Origin of the sequence: Burkholderia sp. S171 (assembly GCF_009766085.1) — a bacterium.
Classification (GTDB): Bacteria; Pseudomonadota; Gammaproteobacteria; order Burkholderiales; family Burkholderiaceae; genus Caballeronia.
Genome location: NZ_LMUF01000048.1, coordinates 296,540 through 321,567, shown reverse-complemented (window position 1 = coordinate 321,567; position 25,028 = coordinate 296,540). Strand labels below are relative to the sequence as shown.

The window sequence follows — 25,028 nt, the reverse complement described above, 5'->3', positions numbered from 1 at the left end:
TCATCTTATTTGCGCGGCTTTCGGGTCGCGTTTTTTTAAATTAATTCCCGCTTATACAAACCTGAATAGGTGCGACTGGCTAACTTGAGCGCTGCGGAGCGGGGAAGGTAGTCGGCGTGGTCATCGTGTCGCGCGACGCAGACGGGTGGCCAAGAAAGGGCTTCGTCAAACAACTTACTTGCAAGTACCACGACGCGTTGTGGTTCACAGGGGCGAGCACGCCTCACCTACCCTTGATACGGGCCACTTGCTGCCGAATCTGTCCCAGCAGCTCCCCGGGGTTTACCCCCGCACCTGTCATTCCAAAGCCGTCTCCGAACTCCAGATCCAATTCGACAAAGTGATCCAACCAATGGTTAGAAAGCCCGTCAGCAAAGGCTCTAACCGGTTTTCAATTTCAATTCGTAGCCCGGCAGTGTCTGGTCGGAGCTTTTTCCTAGTCAGCGACCACAAAAAACATAATTTCGCTATTCACTCCCACTGATGAGAATTCGACTTATGCAAAGCCGCAAGGCTGTAGCAATGGAAAACTTCATTAGGGCCGGCGTCGGGTCGTGAGATTGAATCGGTAACGGTAGCCCGGGATATCTCGGGGAAACAACCGAATTGCCGAACGCCTACTAGAGGAAAACAGCCATGACAGTTGAAAAGACTTCAATCGATACACTCGTCGTCGGCGGCGGTCAGGCCGGCGTCGCCGTAAGCGAGCACCTGAGCAAACTCGGTGTACCGCACCTGGTTCTTGAACGCGGCCGAATCGCAGAGCAGTGGCGTACTGGCCGCTGGGATTCGTTGGTCGCAAATGGCCCGGCATGGCATGACCGCTTCCCGGGACTCGAGTTCGACGACCTGAACCCAGATGCATTTGCCTCCAAGGACCGCGTGGCTGCCTATTTCGAGGCGTACGCGAAGAAGTTCAATGCGCCCATTCACACCGGTGTTGAAGTGAGCCGCGTTGTTCGTAACGCCCATCGGCCGGGTTTTACAGTCGAAACCTCTGATGGCGTCATCGAGGCGCAACGGGTAGTTGTCGCGACTGGCCCGTTCCAGCGTCCGGTGATACCGCCGATTGCTCCGAAAACGGACGCCCTATTCCAGATTCACTCGGCTGACTATCGCAGCCCCGAACAATTGCCCGCCGGCGGCGTGCTGGTCGTTGGCGCTGGGTCGTCTGGAGTGCAAATCGCTGATGAGCTGCAACGCGCGGGCAGGAAAGTATTTCTCTCCGTCGGCGCTCATGATCGTCCGCCGCGCGCTTATCGTAATCGTGATTTTTGCTGGTGGCTCGGCGTCCTCGGTGAATGGGATGCGGAAGCAATGCGTCCCGGCAAGGAGCACGTCACCATTGCAGTAAGCGGCGCTCGTGGTGGCAAGACGGTGGACTTCCGCCGCCTCGCGCACGAAGGGATGACGCTGGTTGGCCTCACTAAGTCTTTTAGCGACGAAGGCGTGGTGACGTTCGAATCCGACTTGGCGGCTAACATCAAGGCTGGTGATGAAAGCTATCTCTCTTTGCTGAATGCAGCGGATGCGTACGTTGAGCGCAACGGCCTCGACCTTCCGGAAGAACCCGCCGCTCGCGACATCTTGCCGGACCCGGATTGCATCAGGAATCCTATTCATCACCTCGATCTCGCCGGCGCAGGTATTACGTCCATTGTCTGGGCCACGGGTTATACGGTCGATTACGAGTGGCTCAAGGTCAACGCATTCGACGAAAAAGGCAAGCTCCGTCACCAGCGCGGTGTCTCGTCCGAGCCGGGTATCTATTTCCTCGGTCTGCCCTGGCTGTCGCGCCGCGGTTCGTCATTCATCTGGGGCGTCTGGCATGACGCCAAGCATGTGGCTGGACATATTGCGACGCAACGCTCGTACCTTTCTTATCAGGACGCCCTGGAACGTAGTGGAAAGACCCACCGCGAATCCCAGGAGTCCGTCACCGCTACCGCTACCGAAATTGGAGTGAACTGATGCCTACCCATACCCGTATCCGGATGTTCAACACGAAGGATACTTATCCGAACCAGACGCTGGACAACGACCTGTGTCAGGCCGTACGTGCGGGCAACACCGTCTACGTGCGGGGTCAGGTCGGCACGGATTTCGACGGTAAGCTGGTTGGTCTGGGGGACCCGGGAGCCCAGGCCGAACAGGCAATGAAGAACCTCAAGCAACTGCTGGAAGAAGCCGGCAGCGACATGTCGCACATTGTCAAGACGACGACTTACATCATTGACCCGCGCTATCGCGAGCCGGTGTATCGGGAAGTTGGCAAGTGGCTCAAGGGTGTCTATCCCATTTCTACAGGCCTCGTTGTTTCAGCGCTGGGACAGCCGCAATGGCTGATGGAAATTGACGTCATCGCCGTCATTCCGGATGACTGGAAGGTCAAGCAAGCGTAGACCTAACGCGGTAAAGACCAAAGCTTGATGCTGCTTGCAATGCACTCTGACGCAGCAATGGGCGAGCAAATCCGATGTCCAGGACTATGGCCGAGGCGTTCGCGTCTCGGCTCCATATTTGAAGGAGCTCACGTGACGTTCTCTATTGTTGGGCGCTGCCCTGAAAGTGGGCAACTCGGTATTGCAATAAGCTCCTCGAGCATCGCCGTCGGTGCGCGTTGTCCTTGGGTGCGCGCGGGTGTCGGCGCGGTGGCGACGCAAAACGTCACGTTGCCAGCGCTCGGTCCAGAAATCCTTGACTTGCTCGATACCGACCAATTGACGCCTGAGGCAGCACTGGACCGGGCGTTGAACGCCAATGGATGGAGCCAATATCGGCAAGTAACCGTCATCGATGGTCACGGCCGGACCGCTTACTTTAGCGGGAAAGAAGCGCTCGGCACCTACAACGCCGTGGCAGGAAATCAGTGCGTGGCAGCGGGAAACATGCTCGCAAGCAAGGAAGTCATCGAAGCAATGGTCCCTGCTTTCGAAAACGCGCCGGGGCTCTTGGCAGACCGCCTGCTCACCGCCATGCACGCAGCAATGGCAGCGGGCGGGGAAGCGGGTCCGATTCACTCAGCAGCACTGAGTATAGTCGGCGACCTGACGTGGCCTATTGTGGACTTGCGCGTCGATTGGGCCGACGAAGACCCAATTGGAAAAGTTGATGCGTTGTGGCGCGCGTATCAGCCGCAGATGCGGGATTACATCACCCGAGCCTTGAATCCTACGACAGCCCCAAGCTATGGAGTTCCCGGCGATGAATGAACTGTCCAGTCGCGACCTGCTTGAGCGGCTCATTGCGTTTCCGACAGTCAGTCGCGATTCGAACTTGCAGTTAATCGCCTTCATCCAGCAATACCTGTCCGACCACGGCGTAGAAAGTGAGCTCTTCTACAACGCGGAGCGAACGAAGGCCAACCTCTTTGCGACCATTGGCCCGGATGACTGCGGCGGAGTGGCGCTCTCGGGTCACACCGATGTTGTTCCAACAGATGGGCAAGCCTGGACAATGGACCCGTTTCAACTGACGAACAGGGACGGCCGCTTATACGGGCGAGGAACGGCCGACATGAAGGGTTTCATCGCCTCAGTACTGGCCGCAGTGCCGCTGTTTCGCAAACAGCGCCTGAAGCTCCCGGTACATCTCGCTTTCTCCTACGATGAAGAGCTGGGCTGTCTCGGTGTGCGGTCGATGCTGGCCGAACTTGAAAACCGCGAGCTCAGGCCGCGTCTTTGCCTGATTGGCGAGCCGACGGAGCTGAAGCCTGTCCTTGGGCACAAGGGGAAGATGGCCATGCGGTGTCAGGTGAAAGGCCATGCTTGCCACTCAGCCTATGCGCCATACGGCGTCAATGCGATTCAGTACGCAGCGCGCCTTATCGGTCACCTGGAAGAGATTGGCGAACGGCTCGCCGGGCTGGAACATCACGATGAGCGCTTCGACCCGCCGTTCTCGACTGTGCAGACCGGGGTTATCAAGGGTGGACGTGCCCTGAACATCGTACCCGCCGAATGCGAATTCGACTTTGAGGTGCGAGCGCTGCCAGGTTTCAATCAGCAGCATGTGGCAGACGACCTGCGACGGTTCGCTGAGACAGAGTTGCTGCCCAAAATGCGGGCCGCAAAGGAAGATACCGATATCAACATGAAAGAACTGAATTCGTATCCGGGTCTCGCCACATCTCCCGACAGTGAAGCTGCGCGTCTGTTGTCGCAACTCGCTGGTTCCACCGACTTCGGAACGGTGGCCTTCGGCACGGAGGGCGGCCTGTTTACCCAAGCGGGAATTCCGACTGTCGTCTGTGGACCGGGGAGCATGGACCAGGGTCACAAGCCCGACGAGTTCATTGCTACTGGACAGCTTGAAGGTTGCGATGCAATGCTGGGTCGGCTCCTTGACTACCTTTGCAGCCCCGCCAATCTGTAACTCTTGAGGACGGTGAATCGCTTTGGCTGTTGCAAAGCGACGGCGCGCACCCGCCAAGGCAGGTAGTCATGGGGTAAGTTTTGGGGGCATTGTTGCCAGGCGCTCGCGACAGAAGTCCAGAAAGATTTGAGCAGGCTTCGTCAGTTGACCCCGCTTGAGTCGGGCGCTTACGAGCCCCGATGGGGCGACGGTCTCAGCGATGTCGATTATCACCACCTTCTTGCCGTCATAGGTGTATTCGGAGTGCGGGCGTGTAACCAGCAGCGAGAACCCGAAGCCTTGCCCGACCATTCCACGGACCATCTCTATTGAGGGGGAGCCGAAAACGATGTTGGGTGTCAATCCAAGCTCGTGAAAGAGACTCACGAAGTAGGTTCGGCTGGGTTGTACATCGAGCAGAATCATGGGTTCCAGACAAAGGTCGCGCAACGATACCTGCTTCTGGTGTACGAAGCGATGCCCCTCAGGTAGCAAGACATAAGGGATCTGCGGGGGCATCAGTGGTTCGGTTTCTATTGTCCCGTCGAGCTCATGGTCGTAGAGAAAGGCCAAGTCGAACGTACCTGCGGTCAGCCCTTGTACGAGTTCTTGCTGTTCTCCGTCTCGCATTCGGATGACAACGCCGGGATAGAGTGCTCTAAAGCCCGCGATGAGTTGGGGGAGATAGAGCGGCGCCACGGTTTCGAAACAACCTATGTCAACCTGTCCGGTTACGATGTCGTTGTCGGCAAGGGCATTCTGTTCGAATTCGCGAGAGACGCGAAGAAGTTCCTGCGCTTTATGGTAGAAGCGCGTACCTGCTGGCGTCAGAGACACGCCTTGGGCATGATGACGGATGAAGAGCTGTACATTGAAGCTCTCTTCCAGGCCCTTGATGGCGGTCGAAACGGATGGCTGGGCAATATAGAGCTGCCGGGACGCCTCCGCCACGCTCCCCGCCTCCACCGTCGCTACGAAATACTTCAGTTGTCTCAATGTATAAGTTGCCACCGGAAGCCTCTGCTGCGCTATCAAACCATATAGACCCCCCGCATCTTACAGCGTGAAAAAGTGGATGGTTGGCCGGCGGCAGAGCTTTATTGTATGACTCGAGTACATTTTTGCTTGTCTGCATCATCGCGCGAGTGCCGCGCTATTCCTGAACGTATCAGACGTAGTTATGAACTGCAGGAAATTGGCTGGTACGCCTGGTGTGTGGTCGGTGTTTACCCCGCGACATACCGAAGGAGTGAGCCCGAGGTCCCTGTAGCGCCTTTAGCAAAGGGCGTTCAGCGAAGAAACAAAAAAGCTGTTTAGAAGCACATAAAACCATATTTTCCAAATATGAGCTACTTCGCTAAATTAAGACCTCGACCTCGCTTGGAGGCAGATTCGAAACGTCAGCAGTGGGTGGTCTTTCGAACACAAAAGGGTCGATAAGCATTCGGACGCCGCGGCACAAACCAAGCACCGGGTCTGGATTTTGATCAGCATTTCATGTCTCTGCCAGCCGGTGCCGAGTGCTCATTTCAGATTGCAAAATTACAAAATCATTATATACGCTAAGGCGTGGATTATAGGAGACGGTATCGTGAGTACACCTGACAGCAACGCGTCCCCACTATTCGAGAAGCACACAATCGGATACGTGCCTCCCAAGGACCGGCATGGAAAGGTACGGGATCTTTTCACACTTTGGTTCGGTGGGAATATTGCACCGCTGCCTATCGTAACTGGCGCGCTTGGCGTGCAGATGTTTCATCTGAATCTGCTCTGGGGAATCGTCGCAATCATTGTCGGGCAAGCTGTGGGCGGTGTGTTGATGGCGCTGCACTCGGCGCAAGGTCCCCAGATGGGAATCCCGCAGATGATTCAGAGCCGCGCACAATTTGGCTCCTGGGGCGCACTGCTTGTGACGGTCATCGCCGCAGTGATGTACGTTGGATTTTTCGCGTCCAATATTGTGCTCGCGGGTAAGTCGGTGCACGGCATTGCATCGTCTATACCCGTGCCTGCCGGTGTCGTGATTGGTGCGGTTGGCTCGGGCTTAATCGGCATCATCGGTTACCGGTTCATCCACCTGCTCAACCGCATCGGCACCTGGGTGCTCGGAATCGGCATTGTTGTTGGTTACTGGTACATCCTCACGCACATAGAGACGGGTGATTTCCTGACCCGCGGAGGTTTCAGTTTCGCGGGCTGGCTGGCGACGGTGTCACTCTCCGCACTCTGGCAGATCGCCTTCGCTCCGTACGTTTCCGATTATTCACGCTACCTGCCGGAGAGCGTCGGTGTCGCCTCGACATTCTGGGCCACCTATCTTGGCTGTGTGGTTGGCTCAACGTTGGCCTTCGTCTTCGGGGCAGTCGCTGTTCTGGCGGTGCCGGAGGGAGCCGATGCGATGGACGCTGTGAAGCAGGCTACCGGACCACTGGGTACCCTCATGCTCGTGCTATTCCTGTTGAGCGTCATTAGTCACAACGCCCTTAACCTGTACGGGGCTGTTCTCGCTGTGATTACGTCGGTTCAAACGTTCGCATATCGTTGGATTCCGACGGCAAAGGCGCGGGCAGTGGTGTCGGTTGTCATCTTCACTGCGTGCTGCTATGCCGCGATTGGTGCGTCCACGAACTTTGTTGGGAACCTGGTGGACCTCGTGCTTGCTCTGCTCGTCGTTCTTGTTCCTTGGACCGCTATCAACCTGATTGACTTCTACGTGATTCACAAAGGGCAATACGACATCCAGTCTATTTTCCAGGCGGACGGTGGCATCTATGGGCGCTTCAATCCGCAGGCATTGACCGCCTACGCAGTCGGCATTCTGGTGCAGATACCTTTCATGAATACGCCTATCTATACGGGTCCAATTCCAAAGTACCTGGACGGCGCGGACCTCTCGTGGTTGATTGGACTTCTCCTTACATCGCCACTGTATTTCTGGCTGGCGTCGCGGGACACGGCCTATCGACGTCGCCAGAATGAACCGCGCGTTGCTCACGGCGCGTCGACCCGGGCGACGACTACCCCAGTCAACGAATGATAGGAGTGCACGTTTCACCAGCGCAGCGGTGAAACGCCTCAATGCATACGCTCATATCAACGACGCCACACTCGCGCCATCTCCGCGCCACGTTGGCGTCATCAGTTTCATCGGAAGCTTGATTGAATCCTATGGCAAAACGCGATCGCTTTATCCTATGCTATACATGATGCTGAATCGGGGGCATCGATGGAGACGCGATGAAGAAGAGGTCGATGGGGTTGGCGGCATCGCTAGGCGCATTGTCGTGCGCCGCGTTTTTCGCGGTGACGCCTGGCTCGCTCGCCCATCCGCACTTCACATCGACGGCCAACGCAGCAGAAACCCCTACGCTACCGCTCACGGACACCGCCCTGCTCAAGCACGGCGCGAATCTGGCTGCAATCGGCGATTGCGTCGTGTGCCACACGGCAAATCGCAGTGCGCCTTTTGCAGGCGGCCGTCCGCTTGAGACGCCGTTCGGTACGATCTACTCGACCAATATCACGCCCGATCGCGAAACCGGCATTGGTGACTGGTCGCTCAGCGATTTCACGCGTTCAATGCGTCGCGGCATCGCGCGCGATGGTCACATGCTCTACCCTGCCTTTCCGTATCCGCACTTTACGCACATGACGGACACCGACATCGCCGCGCTCTACGCGTATCTGATGTCGCGTGATGCCGTGCAGTCAACCGCGCCCGCGAACCAGTTGATGTTCCCGCTCAGTTTCCGTCCGTTGATCGCCGTATGGAATCTGTTCTTTTTGCATCCCGGTGTCGAAGCGGATGGCGAATTGCCAGCAGAACCCGCAACGCATGATGCACAGCTAATGCGCGGCAAATACCTGATCGACGGCCCCGCGCATTGCGCCGCATGCCACACGCCGATGAATTTGCTCGGCGCAGAAAAGCGCGGCGACCCGTTCGACGGCAACGTGCTCGAAGGCTGGGAGGCACCCGCGTTGACGACGTTGCCAAGCGCACCGAAACCGTGGACGCACGATCAACTCGCGGCGTATCTGCGCACCGGTTTCGCCGATCAACATGGTGCAGCGGCCGGACCGATGCGAGCCGTGACGCAATCGCTGACGAATGCATCCGCTGCCGACATCGATGCGATGGCCACTTATCTGCTCTCACTACAAAAGCCAGCCGAAGCATCGCCCAAGGCAATGCAGCAAACCGCTCAGGCAAACATGAATAGCGTCTACAACGGCGCAATGCTTTTCTCAGCGGCATGCGCCTCCTGCCATGCAACGAACGCGCCGATGACGACGCTGGGCAGCCGTCCATCGCTGGCACTCAGCACCGCCGTCAATGCGCACGATCCACGTAACGCGCTGCGGATGATTCTCGACGGCATTCCCACCGATCGCAGCACGCGCGCCGCCTTCATGCCCGGCTTCGCCGACACGTTCACCAACGCGCAGATCGTCGATCTGGCCGCGTACCTGCGCTCGAATTTCAGCAGCCAACCCGCATGGACGCTCGACGAAGCCAACATCGAACGCCTGCGCAAGGAGTCTCACGAACCATGATGACGCTCATTGTGAACGGCACGCCGCATCAACTCGATATCGATCCGTCGACGCCGCTCCTCTACGCTCTGCGTAATCAACTCGGCTTGCACGGCGCGAAATATGGCTGCGGTCTGGGCCAATGCGGTGCGTGTACGGTGATCGTCGGTGACAAGCCCGTGTTCTCGTGCCTGATGCCGGTCGCGGCAATCGGCACCCGTCCTGTGCGTACCATCGAAGGACTCGGCAGCACGGAGAAGCCCGGCAAACTGCAACAGGCATTCATCGATAAACAGGCGGCGCAGTGCGGCTACTGCATCGCGGGCATGGTGATGCGCGCGCAGGCGCTGCTCGATCGCGTACCCTCGCCCACCGACGAGCAGATTCGCGAGCACATGGAGCCGAACCTGTGCCGCTGCGGCACGCACATGCGCATACTTGCAGCGATTCGTCAGGCGGGGCAACCCGCATGAACGATCCGCGCATTCCGCCTGACAACCTCAATCGCCGCCGCTTTCTTGCAGCTGGCAGCGTGATGGTCGGCTTCACACTGTTGCCCTCCGTACGCGCGCTCGCGCAGACCACGACGACCGAAGCCGGTACGTTCACCGCATCCGCGCCGCAACTCCCGGGCAGCCTCAAGACATCGCCGATGCTCGACGCGTGGGTGAAGATCGACGAAACGGGCCGCATCACGGTGTTCACCGGCAAGGCGGAACTCGGCACCGGCATTCGCACGGCGTTCATGCAGATCGCCGCCGAACAACTCGGCGTGCCGCCCGAGCACATTGTCCTCGTCACCGCCGATACGAACGCGACACCCGACGAAGGCTACACCGCCGGCAGTCATTCGACCGCCGACAGCGGCACCGCAATCGCCAACGCGACCGCGCAGGTGCGCGCGCTGTTGCTTGATGCCGCGGCCACGCGAATGAACGTCGATGTCGCGTCGCTGACTACTCAGGATGGCGAAATTGTTGCGAACGATGGCCGTCGACTGACCTTCGGCGAAGCGGTCAGCGGCGTCAACTTGCATCGCAACGCCGTGCCCGATGCACCGACCAAAGATCCAAAGATGTTCAAGGTGATCGGCCAGTCGTTTCATCGTGTCGATATCCCAGGCAAGGTGACCGGCGCGCCGTGTTACGTGCAAGACTTGAAGTTGCCCGGCATGGTGCATGCGCGCGTCGTCCGGCCGCCGTCTTACGGTGCAACGCTGCAATCAGTCGATATCGACCCGATACGCGCCATGCCCGGCGTGATCGCCGTCGTGCAGGACGGCAGCTATCTTGCGGTTGTCGCTGACGACGAATGGCGCGCGATCGTCGCAATGCGGGCGCTGTCCGGCGCCGCGATTTGGCACAGCGGTCCTCCGTTGCCCGCGCAGTCGACCATCCACGAGGCGCTCGAAAAACTGCCCGCGCAGGAAATTTCCGTCGCGAACAAAACGGCCGCCACCGCGCCCGCCACCCAGACCCTGCAAGCGCATTACACGAAGCCGTATCTGACACACGGATCGATTGGCCCGTCGTGCGCCGTCGCGTGGCTCAATGACGGCACGATGACGGTCTGGACCCACACGCAAGGCGTGTTTCCGATGCGCAAAGGGCTCGCCGAAATGTTGTCGATGCCGCTTGAGCGCGTGCATTGCATCCACGTCGAAGGCTCCGGTTGCTACGGACACAACGGTGCCGACGACGTCGCCGCCGACGCTGCGTTGATCGCGCGCGCCGTGCCTGGAAAGCCCGTGCGAGTGCAATGGATGCGCGAGCAGGAGCACACATGGGAGCCGTTCGGACCGGCGATGTCGAGCGATGTGACGGCATCATTGGATGCGAGCGGCCAGATCGTCGACTGGAGGTTCGAGGTGTGGAGCAACACGCACAACAATCGCATCGAAAATGCCGGGCGCTTTATGCCAACGTGGTTTTTATCGACGCCCTTCACGCCTGCGCCGCCGAAGCCAATTCCAATGCCCGAAGGCGGTGGTGACCGCAACAGCATTCCGCTGTATCGCCTGCCGAATCTCTACGTGCAGCATCATTTTCTTCCGGACATGCCGATCCGCGTGTCGGCGATGCGTTCGCTCGGCGCGTATCACAACATCTTTTCGATCGAGAGTTTCATCGACGAACTCGCGCTCGCCGCGCAGGCCGATCCCGTTGCGTTCCGCTTGAAGCATCTCGACGATCCGCGCGCGCGTGACGTGATCGAACGCGCATCACAGCGTTTCGGCTGGCCGCATCGCGTGCATGACGGCGCTTCTTCGCGCGGCGTAGGCTTTGCGTTCGCGATGTACAAGAACCTGATGGCGTACTGCGCGCTGGCCGTCGAAGTCGCGGTCGAACGCGAAACAGGCTATGTGACGATCGAGCGCGTGGCGTGCGCGATCGATTGCGGACAGATCGTGAATCCGGACGGCGTGCGCAATCAGGTCGAAGGCGGCATCGTGCAATCGGCCAGTTGGACGCTGTTCGAAGCAACAACCTTCGATGCGCACAACATAACGAGTTTCGACTGGAGCCAGTACCCGATCTTGCGGTTTTCGTCGGCGCCGAAAGTGCTCGATGTCGATCTGATCGATCGGCCGGGCATGCCGTTCTTGGGTGTCGGTGAAGCGTCACAAGGACCGACGTCGGCGGCGTTGGCGAACGCCATTGCTAACGCGACTGGCAAGCGCTTCAGGGATTTGCCGCTGTCGCCGGAAATATTGCGGGCCGCATTGCGGGTTTAACAGCGCTTTCTGCACCGCGGCCCATTGCCGACTCACCCGCAAAGAAAGTCGCTTGCATTATTCGTGTCTCCGTGCCTTTGTAGAACGCTTGACTCGGATAAAAATCATCAGGAAACGACTAGACGGAGGCACCGCTCAAGCCTCCGTGCGCGACGGTTGATTAGACGCTATCGGTTAACCAGCTTCGCCGGGATAAGCATGACAACGGAGATGCCGGCGACCGCGATCATCGCGGCGACCAGGAACAATCCTGAACTAAGCGAGTGGGTCTGATTCTTAAGCCATCCAATGACTGACGGGCTGACGAACCCGGCCAGGTTGCCAGTGCAATTGATCAAGGCGATGCCTGCTGCCGCGCCGGCGCCACCTAAAAAGCCGGTCGGCAAGGCCCAGAACATGGGCAACGCGGTGATGACGCCGATGGCCGCGAGCGTCATGCCAATCATGGCGGGATAAAGATGCGAACCGCTTAGCGCACACGCGCTGAAGCCAACAGAGGCAACGAGCGCTGGAACGGCGAGATGCCAGCGGCGCTCGCGGGTACGATCCGCGTGACGTGCTGTCAGCAGCATGGAGAGCAACGCTGCAGCATAGGGAATCATGGACAGCATCCCGATTGTCAGCGGATCTTCAATGCCCGCCAGTCGAATCAATGTGGGTTGCCAGAAACCAATTGCATAGGATCCCATGACAATTCCAAACAGGATAAAGCACAACAGCCAAACCCTTGCCGACACAAGCACGCTGCGTATCGACCCGTGGGTGTGCGCCCTGCTTTCTCGTTCTATCTCTGCGCTGATCAAGGCTTTTTGATCCGGGCGAAGCCAGCGCGCGTCTGCGATCTTATCGTCCAGATAGTGATAGACGACGATACCCATTACGATCGCCGGAAGCGCTTCGATAATAAACAGCCACTGCCACCCCGACAGTCCGAACGAGCCGGCGAGTAACTTCATGACCAGCCCCGAGAGTGGGCCGCCGATGATGCCCGAGATCGGATTCCCCGCCATGAACCAAGCCGTCATCCGGCCTCGGCGATGCGATGGAAACCAGTAGGTCAAGTAGAGAATCACGCCGGGAAAGAAACCGGCCTCCGCAATGCCGAGCAGAAAGCGGATCACGTAAAAAGCTGCGGGTGTAGTGACGCATGCTGTCGCCATGGAGAGCACCGCCCAGGTGATCATGATGCGGGCAATCCATCTGCGTGCCCCGAACCGATGCAGCAGCAGGTTGCTGGGCACTTCGAACAAGAAATAGCCGAGGAAGAAGAACCCGGCGCCTAGACCATAGATGGTGTCGCTAAAGCCAAGATCGGCAAGCATCTGCAGCTTGGCGAAGCCAACGTTCACCCGATCCATGTACGCCACGATGTAGCAGACAAACAGCAAGGGAACGATTCGCCACGCCACGCGTTTGTAGGTTGCTTCCACGCTATCGCCGGCAAACGCGCCGGCTACGCTAGGACTTTCACTCAACATTGCATGTCTCCTGCTTAAATTCGGCAAAGGATATCGGCCTGGGCTGAACACAGGCGACCTTTACTCGTTATTGGGTTCACGAAAGCTGCTCGTGATGACTTTCGTAACCTGTGGTTATTAATTCGGATAGCAGAGCATCTTTCTGGCCGGAATCCAATTCAATCAGCGGAGCCCGCACCTGCGCCCAGATTGCGTCGCCCAGGCGTGCGGCGATCACGGTCTTCATGGCGGCGATGATCGGAAATTTTGAAAACGCTGAGCGCACGTGATTGACGCCAGCCTGTTCCGCGAGCGCACCAGGGGCATTCCATTCTTTGCAAAGACGCGCGATGGCCGCTCCGTTGACATTAGCGGTCGCGGAGATCACGCCGGCAGCGCCCGCTAGCATGACGTCAACTAGATGAGTTTCGTTGCCGGCAAAGACATCGAAACCATGGCCGCGAAACTCGCTGATCAGGTCAAGCGTGTGGACGGGGTCGCCGGAACTGTCCTTGATTCCCGCAATGGCGTTCGGATAAGCGTTTAGCAGGCGGCCTATCAGCGACACGCTGAACGGTACCTGGCTCACAGCGGGAATGTGATAGAGATAGATCCGCAGGCGTGTGTCGCCAACTGACTCGATGACTTGCGCGACCGAGCGGAACAATCCTTCGTCGCTGACTCCTTTGTAGAAAAACGGCGGCAACATCAACACGTTGTAGCAGCCACTGTCCAGCGCCGCTCGCGTCAATTCCACCGTCTCCGCAAGCGCGCAGGAGCCCACGCCTACCATCATTCTGCGAGGTAACCCCGCTGCTTCCCGCAGAGCATCAAGCAGCATTCGCTTCTCGCGCACAGTCATGGAAGCCGCTTCGGAATTAGTGCCGAACAGGACAATACCGACGTCCTGCTCAAGCAGGCGCTCACAGTGTTCGATGAATCGGCGGGTACACGGGGACCCGCCGGACTTGAACGGTGTCAACACTGGCGCAAGCGTGCCGGCCAGTCGATCCTTAATGATTGTCATAACGGGGGAGTCTCCTTTAAGCCCTTTCGATCAAGGGCGTAGTCGTCGTAACGCGGCACTAGTATTGCGCCGCTCTCCCCGCGGAACTACCCGGCTTTCCTTGCTTGAGTCGATAGAAATTCTTTACGGTTTGCCATCCCAGCCCTGAGCGAGTTGAAGGAAACTTTCGACCAGGCGAATCCGCGCCGATGTGCGCGCCCACACCATGCCGACCACCCGCTTTGCGCGCGAACCGGGCAGCGGCCAACGGGCTAGCGGTACGTTGTATCCGGGTGCGCTCAGCCAATGCGGGACCAGTGATACACCAAGTCCTCGGCTGACCAGCGCCGCGAGTGCGTCGAGGCCGTCAAGTTCGCATCGCTGATGTGTCTTGATGCCCTGTTGCCTCAAGTAATCGTCGGCAATCCGGCCACCAACGGTCGTGCGGTCATAGCGGAGAAACGGCTCGGTTTCGAGCGTGACGCGTACGTCGGAGACTTGCATGGACTCGGGAGTGAGCAGCACGAGGGGCTCTTCCCGCATCGTGTGCCAGCCGCAGCTCTTGGGCAGGTCGAATAGCGGCCGGATGATCAGCGCGGCGTCCAGTTCGCCATCGAGCACTTTGCTGTACAACGCGACTGAATTACCCGGCTCCAGGTAAATGTCGACCTGCGGGTGCTCACCAAGCAGCGTTGAAACGAGTCGCGGGATCAGCGCGGTCATCAGCGTGGGCGTGGCGCCAAGCCGAAGCTCACCGGAGAGGCTGGTGTCATCCACCACATCTGCCCGGAGATCGCGGATGTCCCTCAGCACCTTGCGGCCGCGCTCGAGAATGCGTGCGCCTGCAGGCGTTGCCGAAACCGTCCGGCCCGAGCGCTGGATTAACCGCATGCCCAGTTCCTCTTCGAGCAGCTTGACACGCTGGCCAACCGCCGCCGGCGTCAGGTCGAGGCGACGCGCCGCTTCAGCGATTGAACCGAGTTCGGCGACATAAACGAAGCTTTGCAAATAACGGGAGTCCATCGATAGAAATTTTATCGTTTGAATAAACCGCAAATTACTGGCTCTGTTGAATGGCGTCAATGAGAATAAGACTGAACCGGTCATTGCCGGTCTGGTTAATTGAAAACAGGAGACAGAATCTTGCCTACGATCGAATCCATATCCGTATGCGCAGCAGCGGTCCCACTCGACCGTGTCACTTCATTCGCGACTCGCACCGTATCTGAGCGCCACTATGGTCTGGTCAAAGTGCGCTCAAGCGACGGCGTCGAGGGAATCGGCTTTTGTTACGTTGGAAGCGCAGGCGGTGCATTATTGACGGCGGCGGTTGAGCAATTGCTTGCGCCAGTTTTGATAGGTAAGGATTCCTATGCTACAGAAGGACTGTGGCAATCGATGTATCAGGAATCGTTGCTGCAGGGACGCGCGGGTACCGTCATGCGTGCGATCAGTATCCTGGACACCGCGCTATGGGATCTCAACGCGCGCACGCACGGGATCCCTCTGCACAAATACCTTGGGGCGAGCCAACTCGATCAGGTGCCGGCTTACGCGAGCGGCGGCTATTACCTCGACGGGAAAACGCCGCAGATGCTCGGGGAGGAAATGGCCGGCTACGTAGACATGGGATTCAAGGCAGTAAAGATGAAATCCGGCCGCTTGTCACCGCGCGAGGAGGAAGCACGCGTGCGCGCCGCGCGGGAGGCCATTGGTCCGGACATTGAGTTGATGCTCGATATCAACAACGGCTGGAGTGACGCAACCGAAGCCATGCGCTACGTCCGGTTGATGGAACCATACGATCCCTATTTCATAGAAGAGCCGTTCTCGCCTGACGATGTCACCAATCATGCGCGACTGGCGAAGCTGACGCGGGTGCCTATTGCCACCGGAGAGATCGGCTACGGACGCTGGTACCACAAAGAGGTCCTGGATCAAGGCGCGGCCGCTATCCTTCAAACCGACGCGCTTGTCTGCGGCGGCATCACCGAGTGGCGGCGCATAGCCGCCACCGCCTCGAGTTACGGCGTGACAATGTGCCCACACTGGTTCCACGACGTTCACGCGCCGCTGGTTGCCGCCACGCCGAACGCGCGGTATGTGGAATTTTTCCGGGACGATCAGGTACTCAATTTCAGGCGTCTTATCGACCGGCAACTGGAGCACCGCAATGGCCACGTGCTATTGCACCAGACGCCCGGACTCGGCTTCAACTTCGATGAGAAGATGATCAAGCGTTATGGGAACTGGCTGGAGATACGATAAAGAAGCGCCCCGCTCCCTATGATTCCAGTTAAGTCAGAATCATTCGCTCGCTCTGCCCACCTGCGCCGGCCATACGATCTCCAGTTCCAGCGCAATTGAACGCGCCAGTCCTTCGAGGTCCGGGAAAAGCGATGCATTCGTGATGTTCATCCTGTACAACGAACGCATGGCTTCATCCCGCAAATTCGACGGCAACACGATCTTGCGCAGCAGTTCGTCGCTGCAGGTGTATTGATCGAGGATCATGTCGAGCGGTTGATGCAGCAAGCCGGGCAAGACGAACGTGCCGGCTTGCGCGATCAGCCGCTGATCCATTTCGGCGGGTTCCCCAAACCACATCACCGGGTTTTCGTCGCTCAGATAAAACCTTTCGAAATTTCCGGGCAAGCGTGGGTCAATCATCTCTCGCACAAGGTGCGGCGCCGAAACAGGGACTGCGCGATCCGTCCATAGCGCCGGGGTATTGACGGCGAAAACGGCGGCGTCAGTCACAGCGCGCTCAAGCGCAAAGAACGCGGCAACAAAAGGCGACTTGGTGAAATCGAGTAGTCGGGTCGGCGCGCCGTGGTGCTGCATCAGCCCGAGGCAGCGCAGGTCATCGGAAAGTGCGCGGACATCGGAAAGATAGTTATGCGCTTTTCGCCTGAAGATGCGAATGGCGCGCTGCTCCTGACTTCGCCACGCGGAACGGTCCGGCACGAACGCGGACAGGTAACGCGATAACGAACTTTGCAACGGCCACCGCGCGTCCTGCTGACCGCGAAACGCCCAGCCGTCGAGTTCTATGGTGAGACTCATGAACTCTTGCCAGTTCGACACAATAATGGTTTGCATTGTCACTTATCCAGAGTAGCAGTCGCGGCTTCTTTCCCGACCACGCCTGCCCGATCACAGGTCGGGGCGTGGCAGAAGCAGCAGAAGCAGCCGATGCGGCATCCTATACGAAGAGATTCGCCGCAGGATTCATGATCCAACTTTTGAGCCGGGCGCGCTGCCCATACCTCCAAAAGCTCAGATCAGAGCCGGCCCGAACACCTTTACCGCGATGTCATATCATGATCACTTCGTGACCATCAATACCCCACAGGCGGATCGACATGACCGACACCGGCAACCCGTTGCTACAGGACTGGCAAACGCCCTACCAATTGCCGCCCTTCCAGCAGATCCGGTCCGAACATTTTGCACCCGCGTTCGCAGTGCTCTTCGAGCAGCATCTGGCGGAAATTGATGCACTTGCTGAAAATCAGGCCGCGCCTACATTCGAGAACACCGTGGCCGCGTCCGATGCCACCGGCGCCACGCTTGATCGTGTGCGGCTGACTTTCGAAAACCTGTGCGCCTCTGAGTCGTCGGCCGAGTTGCAGGCCGTAGAGCGCGAGATGGCGCCAAGGCTAGCCGCGCACGACAGTAAGGTCGCTATGCACGCCGGTTTCTTCGCGAGGCTCAATGCTGTCCACCAGCAAGTTGCCGTGCTGGATCTTAACGAAGAACAGCAGCGTTTGCTGCAGCGCACGCACACCGATTTTGTCCGTACCGGCGCCACGCTGCAAGGGCGCGACCGTGAACGTTTCGCGGCCATTGCCACGCGGCTCGCCGATCTGCAGACGCAGTTCGCGCAAAACATACTTGCGGACGAATCCAGCTACCAGTTGCCGCTGACGTCCGACGCGGACCTCGCTGGGCTACCCGATTTTCTGCGCCAGTCGGCACGCAGCGCTGCGAAAGAACGCGGTGTAGAGGGCTACGTGATCACGCTGTCGCGTTCGCTGGTGCAGCCCTTTCTTACATGGTCCACACGCCGTGATTTGCGCGAGACGGCATGGCGTGCCTGGACCAGTCGCGGAGAAAATCCGGCACGCGATAACCGCCCGATCGCTCGCGAGATACTGATGCTGCGGCAAGAACAAGCCCGTTTACTCGGCTACGACAACTTTGCCGATTACGCGCTTGCCGATCGCATGGCGGGCAACGCGTCTGCGGTCCACGCACTGCTGAGCCAGGTATGGGAGCCCGCAAAGGCAAGCGTTGAACAGGAGCGGCAGGCACTGGCCACGCAGGCTGCCGCGCTGGGTGAACCTACCGACATTGAACCGTGGGACTGGTATTACCTCGCCGAGAAGGTACGGGTGACCCGCTATGCACTCGACGACGCGCAAGTGAAACCGCACTTCAGCCTGGACGCGATGCTCGCCGCCATGTTCGATTGCGCGGAACGCCTGTTCGGCTTGCAGTTCGTTGAGCAAACTGGCGTGTCGCTGTATCACCCGGACGTGCGCCTGTGGGAGGTGCGCCGCGGCGCTGAGCTAGTGGGTCTCTTCCTTGGGGACAACTATGCCCGGCCCAACAAACAGGGCGGTGCGTGGATGCATGTTTATCGCAAGCAAAGGCGTCATGGCGGCAAGGTGACGCCGATCGTGGTGAACAACAACAACTTCGCCCGCTCCGACGATGGCCCGACGTTACTGAGTTTCGACGACGTACGCACGCTGTTTCATGAGTTCGGCCACGGCCTGCATGGCTTGCTGTCTGACGTGAACTACGGCCGTCTGTCGGGTACAAGTGTGCCGCAAGACTATGTGGAACTTCCTTCTCAGTTGATGGAAAACTGGGCCACCGTGCCGGAAGTGCTCGCCAAGCACGCGCGTCATGTGACCACTGGCGAGCCTATTCCGGTTGCGCTGATCGAGCGTATCAGGGCATCCCAGACTTTCAACCAGGGGTTTCAGACGGTTGCCTACACATCGTCAGCTTTGATCGATATGGCGTTGCATTTGCAGAGCGATCCTGCCGGTATCGATATTGCCCAGTTCGAGATAGCTGAGCGGGAACGTCTCGGCGTGCCGCGCGAGGTGGGCATGCGTCACCGGTTGCCCCACTTTGGCCATATTTTCAGCGGTGGATATTACGCCGCCGGGTATTACGTCTACATGTGGGCGGAGGTCTTGGAAGCTGATGCATTCGATGCTTTCGAAGAAGTCGGCAACGCGTTCGATTCCGCGCTAGCGGACAAGCTGTATCGATACGTGTACAGCGCAGGCGACAGCCGCGAACAGGGGGCGGCATTCCGGGCTTTTCGTGGCCGCGATCCACGCGCCGAGCCCATGTTGCGTAAGCGAGGATTGCTGCGGAGTGAGTGAATAGAGGATCTGGAGATGACCAAGCCATCCAGAACATCACTTTTCGTTGCGGCCACCCTGTGGGATGCCGCCTCGGTCGCGGCGAACCTGGCCTCGGCGCCCGAGCTTGTCAAAGTAAGCGATCCCCAGGGCCGTACGGCTCTGCATCGGGCTTGCGCAGTCAAACCTGGCTCCAGTGCCCAACTCGCCGAGCCGAACGGGATCAGGACCGTTACAGCGCTTCTGGAAGCCGGTGCGGAGCTTGAACGGAACGTGCCCATGGAGGAGGACGAAGGCGATTTCCGGGCAACGCCGCTTTGGTACGCGGTCGCCCGTGGCGAAAACCTGCCGCTGGTCAGGTTTCTTTTGCAGCGTGGCGCAAACGCAAGCTATTCGCTTTGGGCTGCAGTGTGGCGCGACGACGATCTTCTATGCCGCACCCTGCTGAAATCGAAACCGGAGCTCGATCTAAGGGCCCACGGTGAGACGCCCATTTTCTATGCCGCCCGCCTTAAGCGGCTCAAGACACTGGATCTCCTGATCAAGGCGGGTGCGGATCCGTCCATAGCGGATTCCGCAGGCCGCGATGCTATGGATATTGCGCGGGCAAGACGTTTGCCCAAAGAAGTCATCGATCGGCTGGAGCAGTTGAAGAACGGTATGCAAGCCAACCGCCCGTGAGGACATTGAAACAGCTGCACTGGCCGGTCCATCATCGCTTATCTGTATAGGGCGCGTTGACGGCCGGTGAAGCAATAATAGTTGCTCGTCATTGGTCGGTACGATCAAACCTCGGAGTCACTCATGAACCGTCGCTATGTCACGGCAGATGTATTCACGGATGAAAAATTCAAAGGCAATCCGGTCGCTGTCGTATTGGATGCTGAAGGTTTGTCAGCAAAACAGATGCAGGCGATCGCAGCAGAATTTGGGTATAGCGAAACGACATTCGTGTTGCCACCTCGGAACCTTGCCAACACGGCCTGGGTGAGGACCTTTACGCCGAATCGCGAAATTCCTTTCGCCGGACATCCGAACATTGGTACCGCGTTCGTACTGGCGGCGAGAGCGGCATCGGGTCCGGCGCCCCTGCGAGATCAACTCGTGTTTGAGGAGGCTGCGGGCCTGGTTCGGGTCACTCAACTGAAAGAAAACGGCAAGCTGGTGGGAGCGGAACTCATTGCGCCAGATCCGCTAGCCCGGCTGTCGCACGTGCCGCTAGACCGCGTAGCGGAGTGTCTTTCCCTCGATCCTGCCGATATCCTGGTCGACGCCCACCCGCCACAGGTCGCCTCGGTCGGTCTCCCGTTCGTCATTGTTGAGCTTGCTTCCCGAGATGCACTCCGCCGTTGTACGCCTGACCTCGTCGCTTACAAAGGCTTGCTGCCCATTGACGGCGCCACGTCTATCTACGCCTATACGCGCGATGCAGCCTCAGACGTGGCTGACGCTGAATGCGATCTGCAAGCCCGCATGTTCACGCCTCGCATGACAGAAGACCCGGCGACGGGCAGCGCAACCTGCGCGATGGCGGCACTCGTGGCCCAGGTTCGGGGGGTGTCGGAGTTAGTGCTGCGCGTGGGTCAAGGCGTAGACATGGGGCGGCCGAGCGTCTTGATCGCCAGCGTGGATACTGACAACGGCAAGACGAGGGTCCGCATTGGCGGCAAATGTGTCAGCGTGATGGAAGGATCGTTTTGGCTCGATTCTTCTGACTAGACTTGAGTGTGAGCATCAGCGTGGCGAGCTTTTATCGGCGTTATGCACAACGCGCAGCACCCGCCAGCCTACCGCAACATGAACGACATCGCCGACAAGCAGTTCAACATCCGCACCACATGTTCGACGGACGCTGCGTTAAAGCGCAGCGTCACGCCATCCACGCGCGTCAACGACGGCCACTGACAAAACAGATCGGCAAGCGCAGTGGTCTGCACACGCAGTTCGCATTCAACTGATGCGGATAACGCGCGTGCGGAATCCCGCATCGTGCCCGCCGCCACGTGACGTGCAACAACCGCGCGCGCCGCACGCTCGATCGCCACGCAAGCGCTTTCCGGCGTCTGTGTCACGCCGCTCGCGTGACCGGTCGCGGTCTTGGTAACGACGAAGCTCGCGTCGGGAAATTGCGCTCGCGTTTCCTCGGCAAAAACATCGTCGCCTGAAAGCAGCGCGACCTGCACGCCGTATTCCGCAGCCAGTGCGCCATACAACCCTGCTTCGCCGGTTTCCACACCGTTCAACAACACCCGTGAAAACGCGAAGCTGTTGATGGTGTGCGCGAGAATGCCGCGGCTTTGAGACATCGCGTGGTAGCCGATCATGAACACAAGCGCGGCGCCGTATTCCAGCCCCGCCATCATGCCAAGTGTCCGCGGTTTGCCGAGCACGACTTGCGCGCGGACATCGAGCAGATCAGGCAGCAAGTTGCGGAACCCGCCATGCGAATCGTTGACCCAGACCTGGGCTGCGCCGCCTGCAAATGCCCCTTGTATCGCAGCGTTTGCTTCAATCGTCATCCAGCGGCGAGCGCGTTCATATTCGCTGTTGCCCGCACGCGTTTGCTCGGGATGGAACACACCGGCAATGCCTTCTATATCGACTGAAATCAGGACGTTCATCGGGGAAATTAAAGTCAGGTCAGGTTAGCAGTTGCGCGATATCCGGCGCTGCGTCAAGTAATGAAAGACGTCGATGGCCATCGCGACCGAACAGTGAGGTAGCGCTCCATAGCGCATCGACAATAGCCTGTTCGACGCTATCCGCGCAGGCCTGGAAGAGCGGGTCGAGGCGGGTATCGGCGAGGATGGGCGGCAGAGTAATGAGGTCGGCGTTGTGGGGGATTGTGTAGGCCGTAGAGAATGCCAAGGAGATATCTCCGCTGCCGTGTCCGTAGACGGAACCGGTGCGCGCCAGACCCGCAGCCGCGCGCATGGACAAGCGTTTCAGTTGCCGTGCATCGAGCGCTACGTCCACAGCGATGATCATGATGATCGAGCCTTGCTCCGGCTTTACAGCGGTTGCACGGGCGCTGCGTTCCGCCAGTATCCGGCCAATGGGTTTGCCATTAAGTGTAAGCATAGGCAGCCGGCCGAAGTTAGCGAGCACCAAAGCGCCCACGGTGACCGTCCTTCCTGCGATAGATACCACGCGCGACGAGGTGCCTATGCCGCCCTTCAAATCGAAGCACGACATGCCCCGCCCCGCGCCCACCGAGCCGCTGGCTACGTCGGCACTCGCCGCATTACTTGCTCGCTGATAGTGTTCGCCAGTGACCGCCAGCGCCTGAATATCGTTCAGGTAACCGTCGTTGCATTCGAACACGAGTGGATTCACTGTCGGCCATTCGCGCCCGACTTGCGGGTTTGCACGGATCGCTGCACGAATCTGCGCCTCGGCAACTGCCCCGACACCAAACGTATTCGTCAACGCGATTGGCGTTTCCAGCATACCCAGTTCTTCAACTTGCATGAGACCCATGCTCTTGCCGAAACCATTGATCACGCTCACCGCAGCCGGCACCTTGCTTCGATAAGGATCGCCCCCATGCGGATGAATGACCGTCACGCCGGTTTGAACCGGCCCGTCATCAAGCGTGCAATGTCCGACTGTCAGGCCTGCCACATCGGCGATAGTCCCAAGCGGTCCGGACGGCAACATTCCAATGGAGAGACTAACGGGCAACTGTGTATCGCTCATGGCCGGTCGAGCTTCGGATCGAGCGCGTCGCGCAAGCCATCGCCGAGCAGGTTGAATGCAAGCACGGTGACGAAAATAGCGAGGCTGGGAAACAACGCGATATGCGGCGCCGTCACCATGTCCGCCCGTGCTTCGTTGAGCATCGCGCCCCACTCCGGCGTAGGCGGTTGCGCGCCGAGACCGAGGAACGACAGGCTGGCCGCGGTGATGATCGAGGTACCAATACGCATCGTAAAATACACGACCACCGACGATATGGTCCCCGGCAAGATATGCCGCATGATGATGGTCCAGTCCGACGCGCCTATGCTTCGAGCCGCCTCGATATACGTCAGTTGCTTGAGCATCAGCGTATTGCCGCGCACGAGTCGTGCAAACGCTGGAATGCTGAAGATGGACACCGCGCAGATCACGTTGACCATACCGTTGCCGAGGATGGCCACCACGCCTATCGCGAGCAGGATGCCGGGGAAAGCAAACAGGACGTCCGCCACGCGCATGGTGATGCGATCCCACCAGCCTTCGTAGTAACCGGCAAGGAGACCGAAGAAAGTACCGATCGCCGCACCGATTGCAACCGACAGGAAACCTGCTGCAAGCGAAATACGAGTACCCGACAGAATCCGGCTGAAGATATCCCGGCCCAATGAATCGACGCCAAACCAGTGCGCCACAGATGGCCCCGCGTTCAGCGCATCGTAGTCGAAATAGTTTTCCGGATCGTACGGAACAATGTGCGGCGCGACGATCGCCACCACCACGAGCAGCAGCACCAGCCCGCCCGCAGCGAGCGCCACATGTTGCTTGCGGAACTTGCGCCAGAACTCGCCCCAGGGCGTGCGGATCGTGCTGTCTGCCTGTTTTCCCGGCACGACGATATTCGTCTCACTGCCTGTCGTGTTCATGCGGACCTCACTTGAAACGGATGGTCGGATTGATGACGGCATACAGCACGTCGACAACCAGATTGATGACAATGAACTCAAGCGAAAACAGCAGCACTTCAGCCTGGATCACCGGATAGTCGCGCATGGAAACGGCATCGACCAGCAGGCGCCCGAGGCCCGGCCAGTTGAATACGACTTCAACTACGATCGAGCCGCCTAGCAGGAAGCCGAACTGCAACCCCATCATGGTGACGACGGGAATCATCGCGTTGCGCAGGCTGTGCTTCACAATCACAAGCCACTCAGGCACGCCTTTGGCGCGTGCGGTGCGCACAAAGTCCTCATGCATTACTTCGACAAATGATGCACGCGTGAAGCGCGCCATGACCGCGGCAACCGCTGCGCCGAGCGTGAGCGAAGGCAGCACGTAGCTCTTCCATGAACCGTCACCGACAACCGGTAGCCAACCCAGCTTTACCGAGAAGACTTCCATCAGCAGCATGCCGAGCGCGAACGCGGGGAATGAGATTCCCGATACCGCCAAGGTCATGCCGAGGCGATCCGGCCATCGATTACGCCACACCGCCGACGTTATCCCCACCGTCATCCCGAAGACTACCGCCCACACCATGCTCACCAACGTCAGCAGCAAGGTCGGCATGAAACGCTCGCCGATCTCCTCGCTGACAGGCCGCTTGCTGCGCGTCGAGATACCGAAATCGCCATGCGCGATGCGCCAGAAAAAGTGCACAAATTGCTGCGGCATCGGCTTGTCGAGACCAAGATCGCTGCGTACAAGGGCAACGGTGGCTTCGTCGGCTTCGGGACCGGCTGCCAGACGCGCCGGGTCTCCTGGCAACAGGTGCACGAACAGAAACACCAGCACCGCTACGATGAAAAGCGTCGGTAGCAAGCCCATGAGACGTTTGACGAGAAAGTTCAGCATGAAGGCGACCCGGCTGTGAT

General features: G+C 58.9%; 21 protein-coding genes. 12 read left to right on the top strand and 9 right to left on the bottom strand.

Annotated elements, in window-relative coordinates; genetic code table 11:
• Positions 1-636 precede the first annotated feature (636 nt).
• From GSQ93_RS28735 to argE, 4 genes are all read left to right on the top strand, one after another.
• The gene (locus GSQ93_RS28735; protein ID WP_158939035.1) at positions 637-1,971 is read left to right on the top strand and encodes an NAD(P)/FAD-dependent oxidoreductase; all 1,335 of its coding nucleotides are present in this window, start codon (positions 637-639) and stop codon (positions 1,969-1,971) included.
• Positions 1,971-2,402: a RidA family protein gene (locus GSQ93_RS28730; protein WP_158939034.1), complete on the top strand. Its 432-nt coding sequence runs from the start codon at positions 1,971-1,973 to the stop codon at positions 2,400-2,402. The genes GSQ93_RS28735 and GSQ93_RS28730 overlap by 1 nt, the downstream gene beginning before the upstream one ends.
• Before the next feature lie 132 nt (positions 2,403-2,534).
• Complete coding sequence (locus GSQ93_RS28725; RefSeq protein ID WP_158939033.1) at positions 2,535-3,212, top strand: DUF1028 domain-containing protein; 678 nt, start codon at positions 2,535-2,537, stop codon at positions 3,210-3,212.
• Positions 3,205-4,374 (top strand): acetylornithine deacetylase, encoded by a 1,170-nt coding sequence (argE, locus tag GSQ93_RS28720; protein WP_158939032.1) that lies wholly within the window; start codon positions 3,205-3,207, stop codon positions 4,372-4,374. Before GSQ93_RS28725 ends, argE begins: the two co-directional genes overlap by 8 nt.
• Before the next feature lie 66 nt (positions 4,375-4,440).
• Here the strand turns inward: argE and GSQ93_RS28715 are convergent, their stop codons facing one another.
• The gene (locus GSQ93_RS28715; RefSeq protein ID WP_158939031.1) at positions 4,441-5,364 is read right to left on the bottom strand and encodes a LysR substrate-binding domain-containing protein; all 924 of its coding nucleotides are present in this window, start codon (positions 5,362-5,364) and stop codon (positions 4,441-4,443) included.
• A gap of 580 nt (positions 5,365-5,944) precedes the next feature.
• Between GSQ93_RS28715 and GSQ93_RS28710 the strand changes: the two genes are divergently transcribed.
• The 4 genes from GSQ93_RS28710 (at position 5,945) to GSQ93_RS28695 (ending at position 11,626) form a co-directional block, all read left to right on the top strand.
• Positions 5,945-7,393, top strand: a complete 1,449-nt coding sequence (locus GSQ93_RS28710; protein ID WP_158939030.1) for a cytosine permease — start codon at positions 5,945-5,947, stop codon at positions 7,391-7,393.
• 200 nt (positions 7,394-7,593) lie between these two features.
• Complete coding sequence (locus tag GSQ93_RS28705) at positions 7,594-8,913, top strand: c-type cytochrome (protein WP_158939029.1); 1,320 nt, start codon at positions 7,594-7,596, stop codon at positions 8,911-8,913.
• Positions 8,910-9,365 (top strand): (2Fe-2S)-binding protein, encoded by a 456-nt coding sequence (locus GSQ93_RS28700; protein WP_158939028.1) that lies wholly within the window; start codon positions 8,910-8,912, stop codon positions 9,363-9,365. The genes GSQ93_RS28705 and GSQ93_RS28700 overlap by 4 nt, the downstream gene beginning before the upstream one ends.
• On the top strand, positions 9,362-11,626 hold the full coding sequence (locus GSQ93_RS28695) for a molybdopterin cofactor-binding domain-containing protein (RefSeq protein ID WP_174254687.1): 2,265 nt from the start codon (positions 9,362-9,364) through the stop codon (positions 11,624-11,626). The genes GSQ93_RS28700 and GSQ93_RS28695 overlap by 4 nt, the downstream gene beginning before the upstream one ends.
• A 167-nt stretch (positions 11,627-11,793) precedes the next feature.
• On the opposite strand, the gene GSQ93_RS28690 is transcribed toward GSQ93_RS28695, so the two are convergent.
• The 3 genes from GSQ93_RS28690 to GSQ93_RS28680 form a co-directional block, all read right to left on the bottom strand.
• Positions 11,794-13,104, bottom strand: a complete 1,311-nt coding sequence (locus GSQ93_RS28690) for an MFS transporter (RefSeq protein ID WP_158939027.1) — start codon at positions 13,102-13,104, stop codon at positions 11,794-11,796.
• A 76-nt stretch (positions 13,105-13,180) separates the two neighbouring features.
• Positions 13,181-14,110 (bottom strand): dihydrodipicolinate synthase family protein, encoded by a 930-nt coding sequence (locus GSQ93_RS28685; protein WP_158939026.1) that lies wholly within the window; start codon positions 14,108-14,110, stop codon positions 13,181-13,183.
• A gap of 123 nt (positions 14,111-14,233) precedes the next feature.
• The gene (locus GSQ93_RS28680; protein WP_158939025.1) at positions 14,234-15,112 is read right to left on the bottom strand and encodes a LysR family transcriptional regulator; all 879 of its coding nucleotides are present in this window, start codon (positions 15,110-15,112) and stop codon (positions 14,234-14,236) included.
• Positions 15,113-15,232: 120 nt separating this feature from the next.
• Here GSQ93_RS28680 and GSQ93_RS28675 point away from each other — a divergent pair, with 120 nt between their 5' ends.
• Entirely contained in the window at positions 15,233-16,357 is a 1,125-nt protein-coding gene (locus GSQ93_RS28675) for a mandelate racemase/muconate lactonizing enzyme family protein (RefSeq protein WP_158939024.1), read from the top strand.
• Between the two features lie 39 nt (positions 16,358-16,396).
• Here GSQ93_RS28675 and GSQ93_RS28670 read toward each other — a convergent pair whose 3' ends face one another.
• Positions 16,397-17,191 (bottom strand): FRG domain-containing protein, encoded by a 795-nt coding sequence (locus GSQ93_RS28670; RefSeq protein WP_158939023.1) that lies wholly within the window; start codon positions 17,189-17,191, stop codon positions 16,397-16,399.
• Between the two features lie 263 nt (positions 17,192-17,454).
• On the opposite strand from GSQ93_RS28670, the gene GSQ93_RS28665 reads away from it, so the two are divergent.
• The 3 genes from GSQ93_RS28665 to GSQ93_RS28655 all read left to right on the top strand — a co-directional run bounded on the left by GSQ93_RS28665 (position 17,455) and on the right by GSQ93_RS28655 (position 21,195).
• The gene (locus GSQ93_RS28665) at positions 17,455-19,497 is read left to right on the top strand and encodes a M3 family metallopeptidase (RefSeq protein WP_158939022.1); all 2,043 of its coding nucleotides are present in this window, start codon (positions 17,455-17,457) and stop codon (positions 19,495-19,497) included.
• Between the two features lie 15 nt (positions 19,498-19,512).
• The gene (locus GSQ93_RS28660; protein WP_158939021.1) at positions 19,513-20,157 is read left to right on the top strand and encodes an ankyrin repeat domain-containing protein; all 645 of its coding nucleotides are present in this window, start codon (positions 19,513-19,515) and stop codon (positions 20,155-20,157) included.
• A gap of 123 nt (positions 20,158-20,280) precedes the next feature.
• Positions 20,281-21,195 (top strand): PhzF family phenazine biosynthesis protein, encoded by a 915-nt coding sequence (locus tag GSQ93_RS28655; protein WP_158939020.1) that lies wholly within the window; start codon positions 20,281-20,283, stop codon positions 21,193-21,195.
• A gap of 68 nt (positions 21,196-21,263) precedes the next feature.
• Here GSQ93_RS28655 and GSQ93_RS28650 read toward each other — a convergent pair whose 3' ends face one another.
• From GSQ93_RS28650 to gsiC, 4 genes are read right to left on the bottom strand one after another with little or no spacing between them, the layout of a single operon-like run.
• The gene (locus GSQ93_RS28650) at positions 21,264-22,097 is read right to left on the bottom strand and encodes a M55 family metallopeptidase (RefSeq protein WP_158939019.1); all 834 of its coding nucleotides are present in this window, start codon (positions 22,095-22,097) and stop codon (positions 21,264-21,266) included.
• Between the two features lie 19 nt (positions 22,098-22,116).
• Complete coding sequence (locus GSQ93_RS28645) at positions 22,117-23,175, bottom strand: P1 family peptidase (protein WP_158939018.1); 1,059 nt, start codon at positions 23,173-23,175, stop codon at positions 22,117-22,119.
• Positions 23,172-24,080, bottom strand: a complete 909-nt coding sequence (gene gsiD, locus GSQ93_RS28640; protein WP_158939017.1) for a glutathione ABC transporter permease GsiD — start codon at positions 24,078-24,080, stop codon at positions 23,172-23,174. The genes GSQ93_RS28645 and gsiD overlap by 4 nt, the downstream gene beginning before the upstream one ends.
• A 7-nt stretch (positions 24,081-24,087) precedes the next feature.
• On the bottom strand, positions 24,088-25,008 hold the full coding sequence (gsiC, locus tag GSQ93_RS28635) for a glutathione ABC transporter permease GsiC (protein ID WP_158939016.1): 921 nt from the start codon (positions 25,006-25,008) through the stop codon (positions 24,088-24,090).
• Positions 25,009-25,028: the final 20 nt, after the last annotated feature.

What these genes read in the sequence shown, in the direction of transcription:
- GSQ93_RS28650 (WP_158939019.1), bottom strand. Translation starts at nt 22,097, where the DNA reads ATGAACGTCCTGATTTCAGTCGATATAGAAGGCATTGCCGGTGTGTTC.
- GSQ93_RS28700 (WP_158939028.1), top strand. Translation starts at nt 8,910, where the DNA reads ATGATGACGCTCATTGTGAACGGCACGCCGCATCAACTCGATATCGAT.
- GSQ93_RS28735 (WP_158939035.1), top strand. Translation starts at nt 637, where the DNA reads ATGACAGTTGAAAAGACTTCAATCGATACACTCGTCGTCGGCGGCGGT.
- gsiD (WP_158939017.1), bottom strand. Translation starts at nt 24,080, where the DNA reads ATGAACACGACAGGCAGTGAGACGAATATCGTCGTGCCGGGAAAACAG.
- GSQ93_RS28680 (WP_158939025.1), bottom strand. Translation starts at nt 15,112, where the DNA reads ATGGACTCCCGTTATTTGCAAAGCTTCGTTTATGTCGCCGAACTCGGT.
- GSQ93_RS28690 (WP_158939027.1), bottom strand. Translation starts at nt 13,104, where the DNA reads ATGTTGAGTGAAAGTCCTAGCGTAGCCGGCGCGTTTGCCGGCGATAGC.
- GSQ93_RS28660 (WP_158939021.1), top strand. Translation starts at nt 19,513, where the DNA reads ATGACCAAGCCATCCAGAACATCACTTTTCGTTGCGGCCACCCTGTGG.
- GSQ93_RS28655 (WP_158939020.1), top strand. Translation starts at nt 20,281, where the DNA reads ATGAACCGTCGCTATGTCACGGCAGATGTATTCACGGATGAAAAATTC.
- GSQ93_RS28705 (WP_158939029.1), top strand. Translation starts at nt 7,594, where the DNA reads ATGAAGAAGAGGTCGATGGGGTTGGCGGCATCGCTAGGCGCATTGTCG.
- argE (WP_158939032.1), top strand. Translation starts at nt 3,205, where the DNA reads ATGAATGAACTGTCCAGTCGCGACCTGCTTGAGCGGCTCATTGCGTTT.
- GSQ93_RS28685 (WP_158939026.1), bottom strand. Translation starts at nt 14,110, where the DNA reads ATGACAATCATTAAGGATCGACTGGCCGGCACGCTTGCGCCAGTGTTG.
- GSQ93_RS28645 (WP_158939018.1), bottom strand. Translation starts at nt 23,175, where the DNA reads ATGAGCGATACACAGTTGCCCGTTAGTCTCTCCATTGGAATGTTGCCG.
- GSQ93_RS28670 (WP_158939023.1), bottom strand. Translation starts at nt 17,191, where the DNA reads ATGCAAACCATTATTGTGTCGAACTGGCAAGAGTTCATGAGTCTCACC.
- GSQ93_RS28665 (WP_158939022.1), top strand. Translation starts at nt 17,455, where the DNA reads ATGACCGACACCGGCAACCCGTTGCTACAGGACTGGCAAACGCCCTAC.
- gsiC (WP_158939016.1), bottom strand. Translation starts at nt 25,008, where the DNA reads ATGCTGAACTTTCTCGTCAAACGTCTCATGGGCTTGCTACCGACGCTT.
- GSQ93_RS28695 (WP_174254687.1), top strand. Translation starts at nt 9,362, where the DNA reads ATGAACGATCCGCGCATTCCGCCTGACAACCTCAATCGCCGCCGCTTT.
- GSQ93_RS28730 (WP_158939034.1), top strand. Translation starts at nt 1,971, where the DNA reads ATGCCTACCCATACCCGTATCCGGATGTTCAACACGAAGGATACTTAT.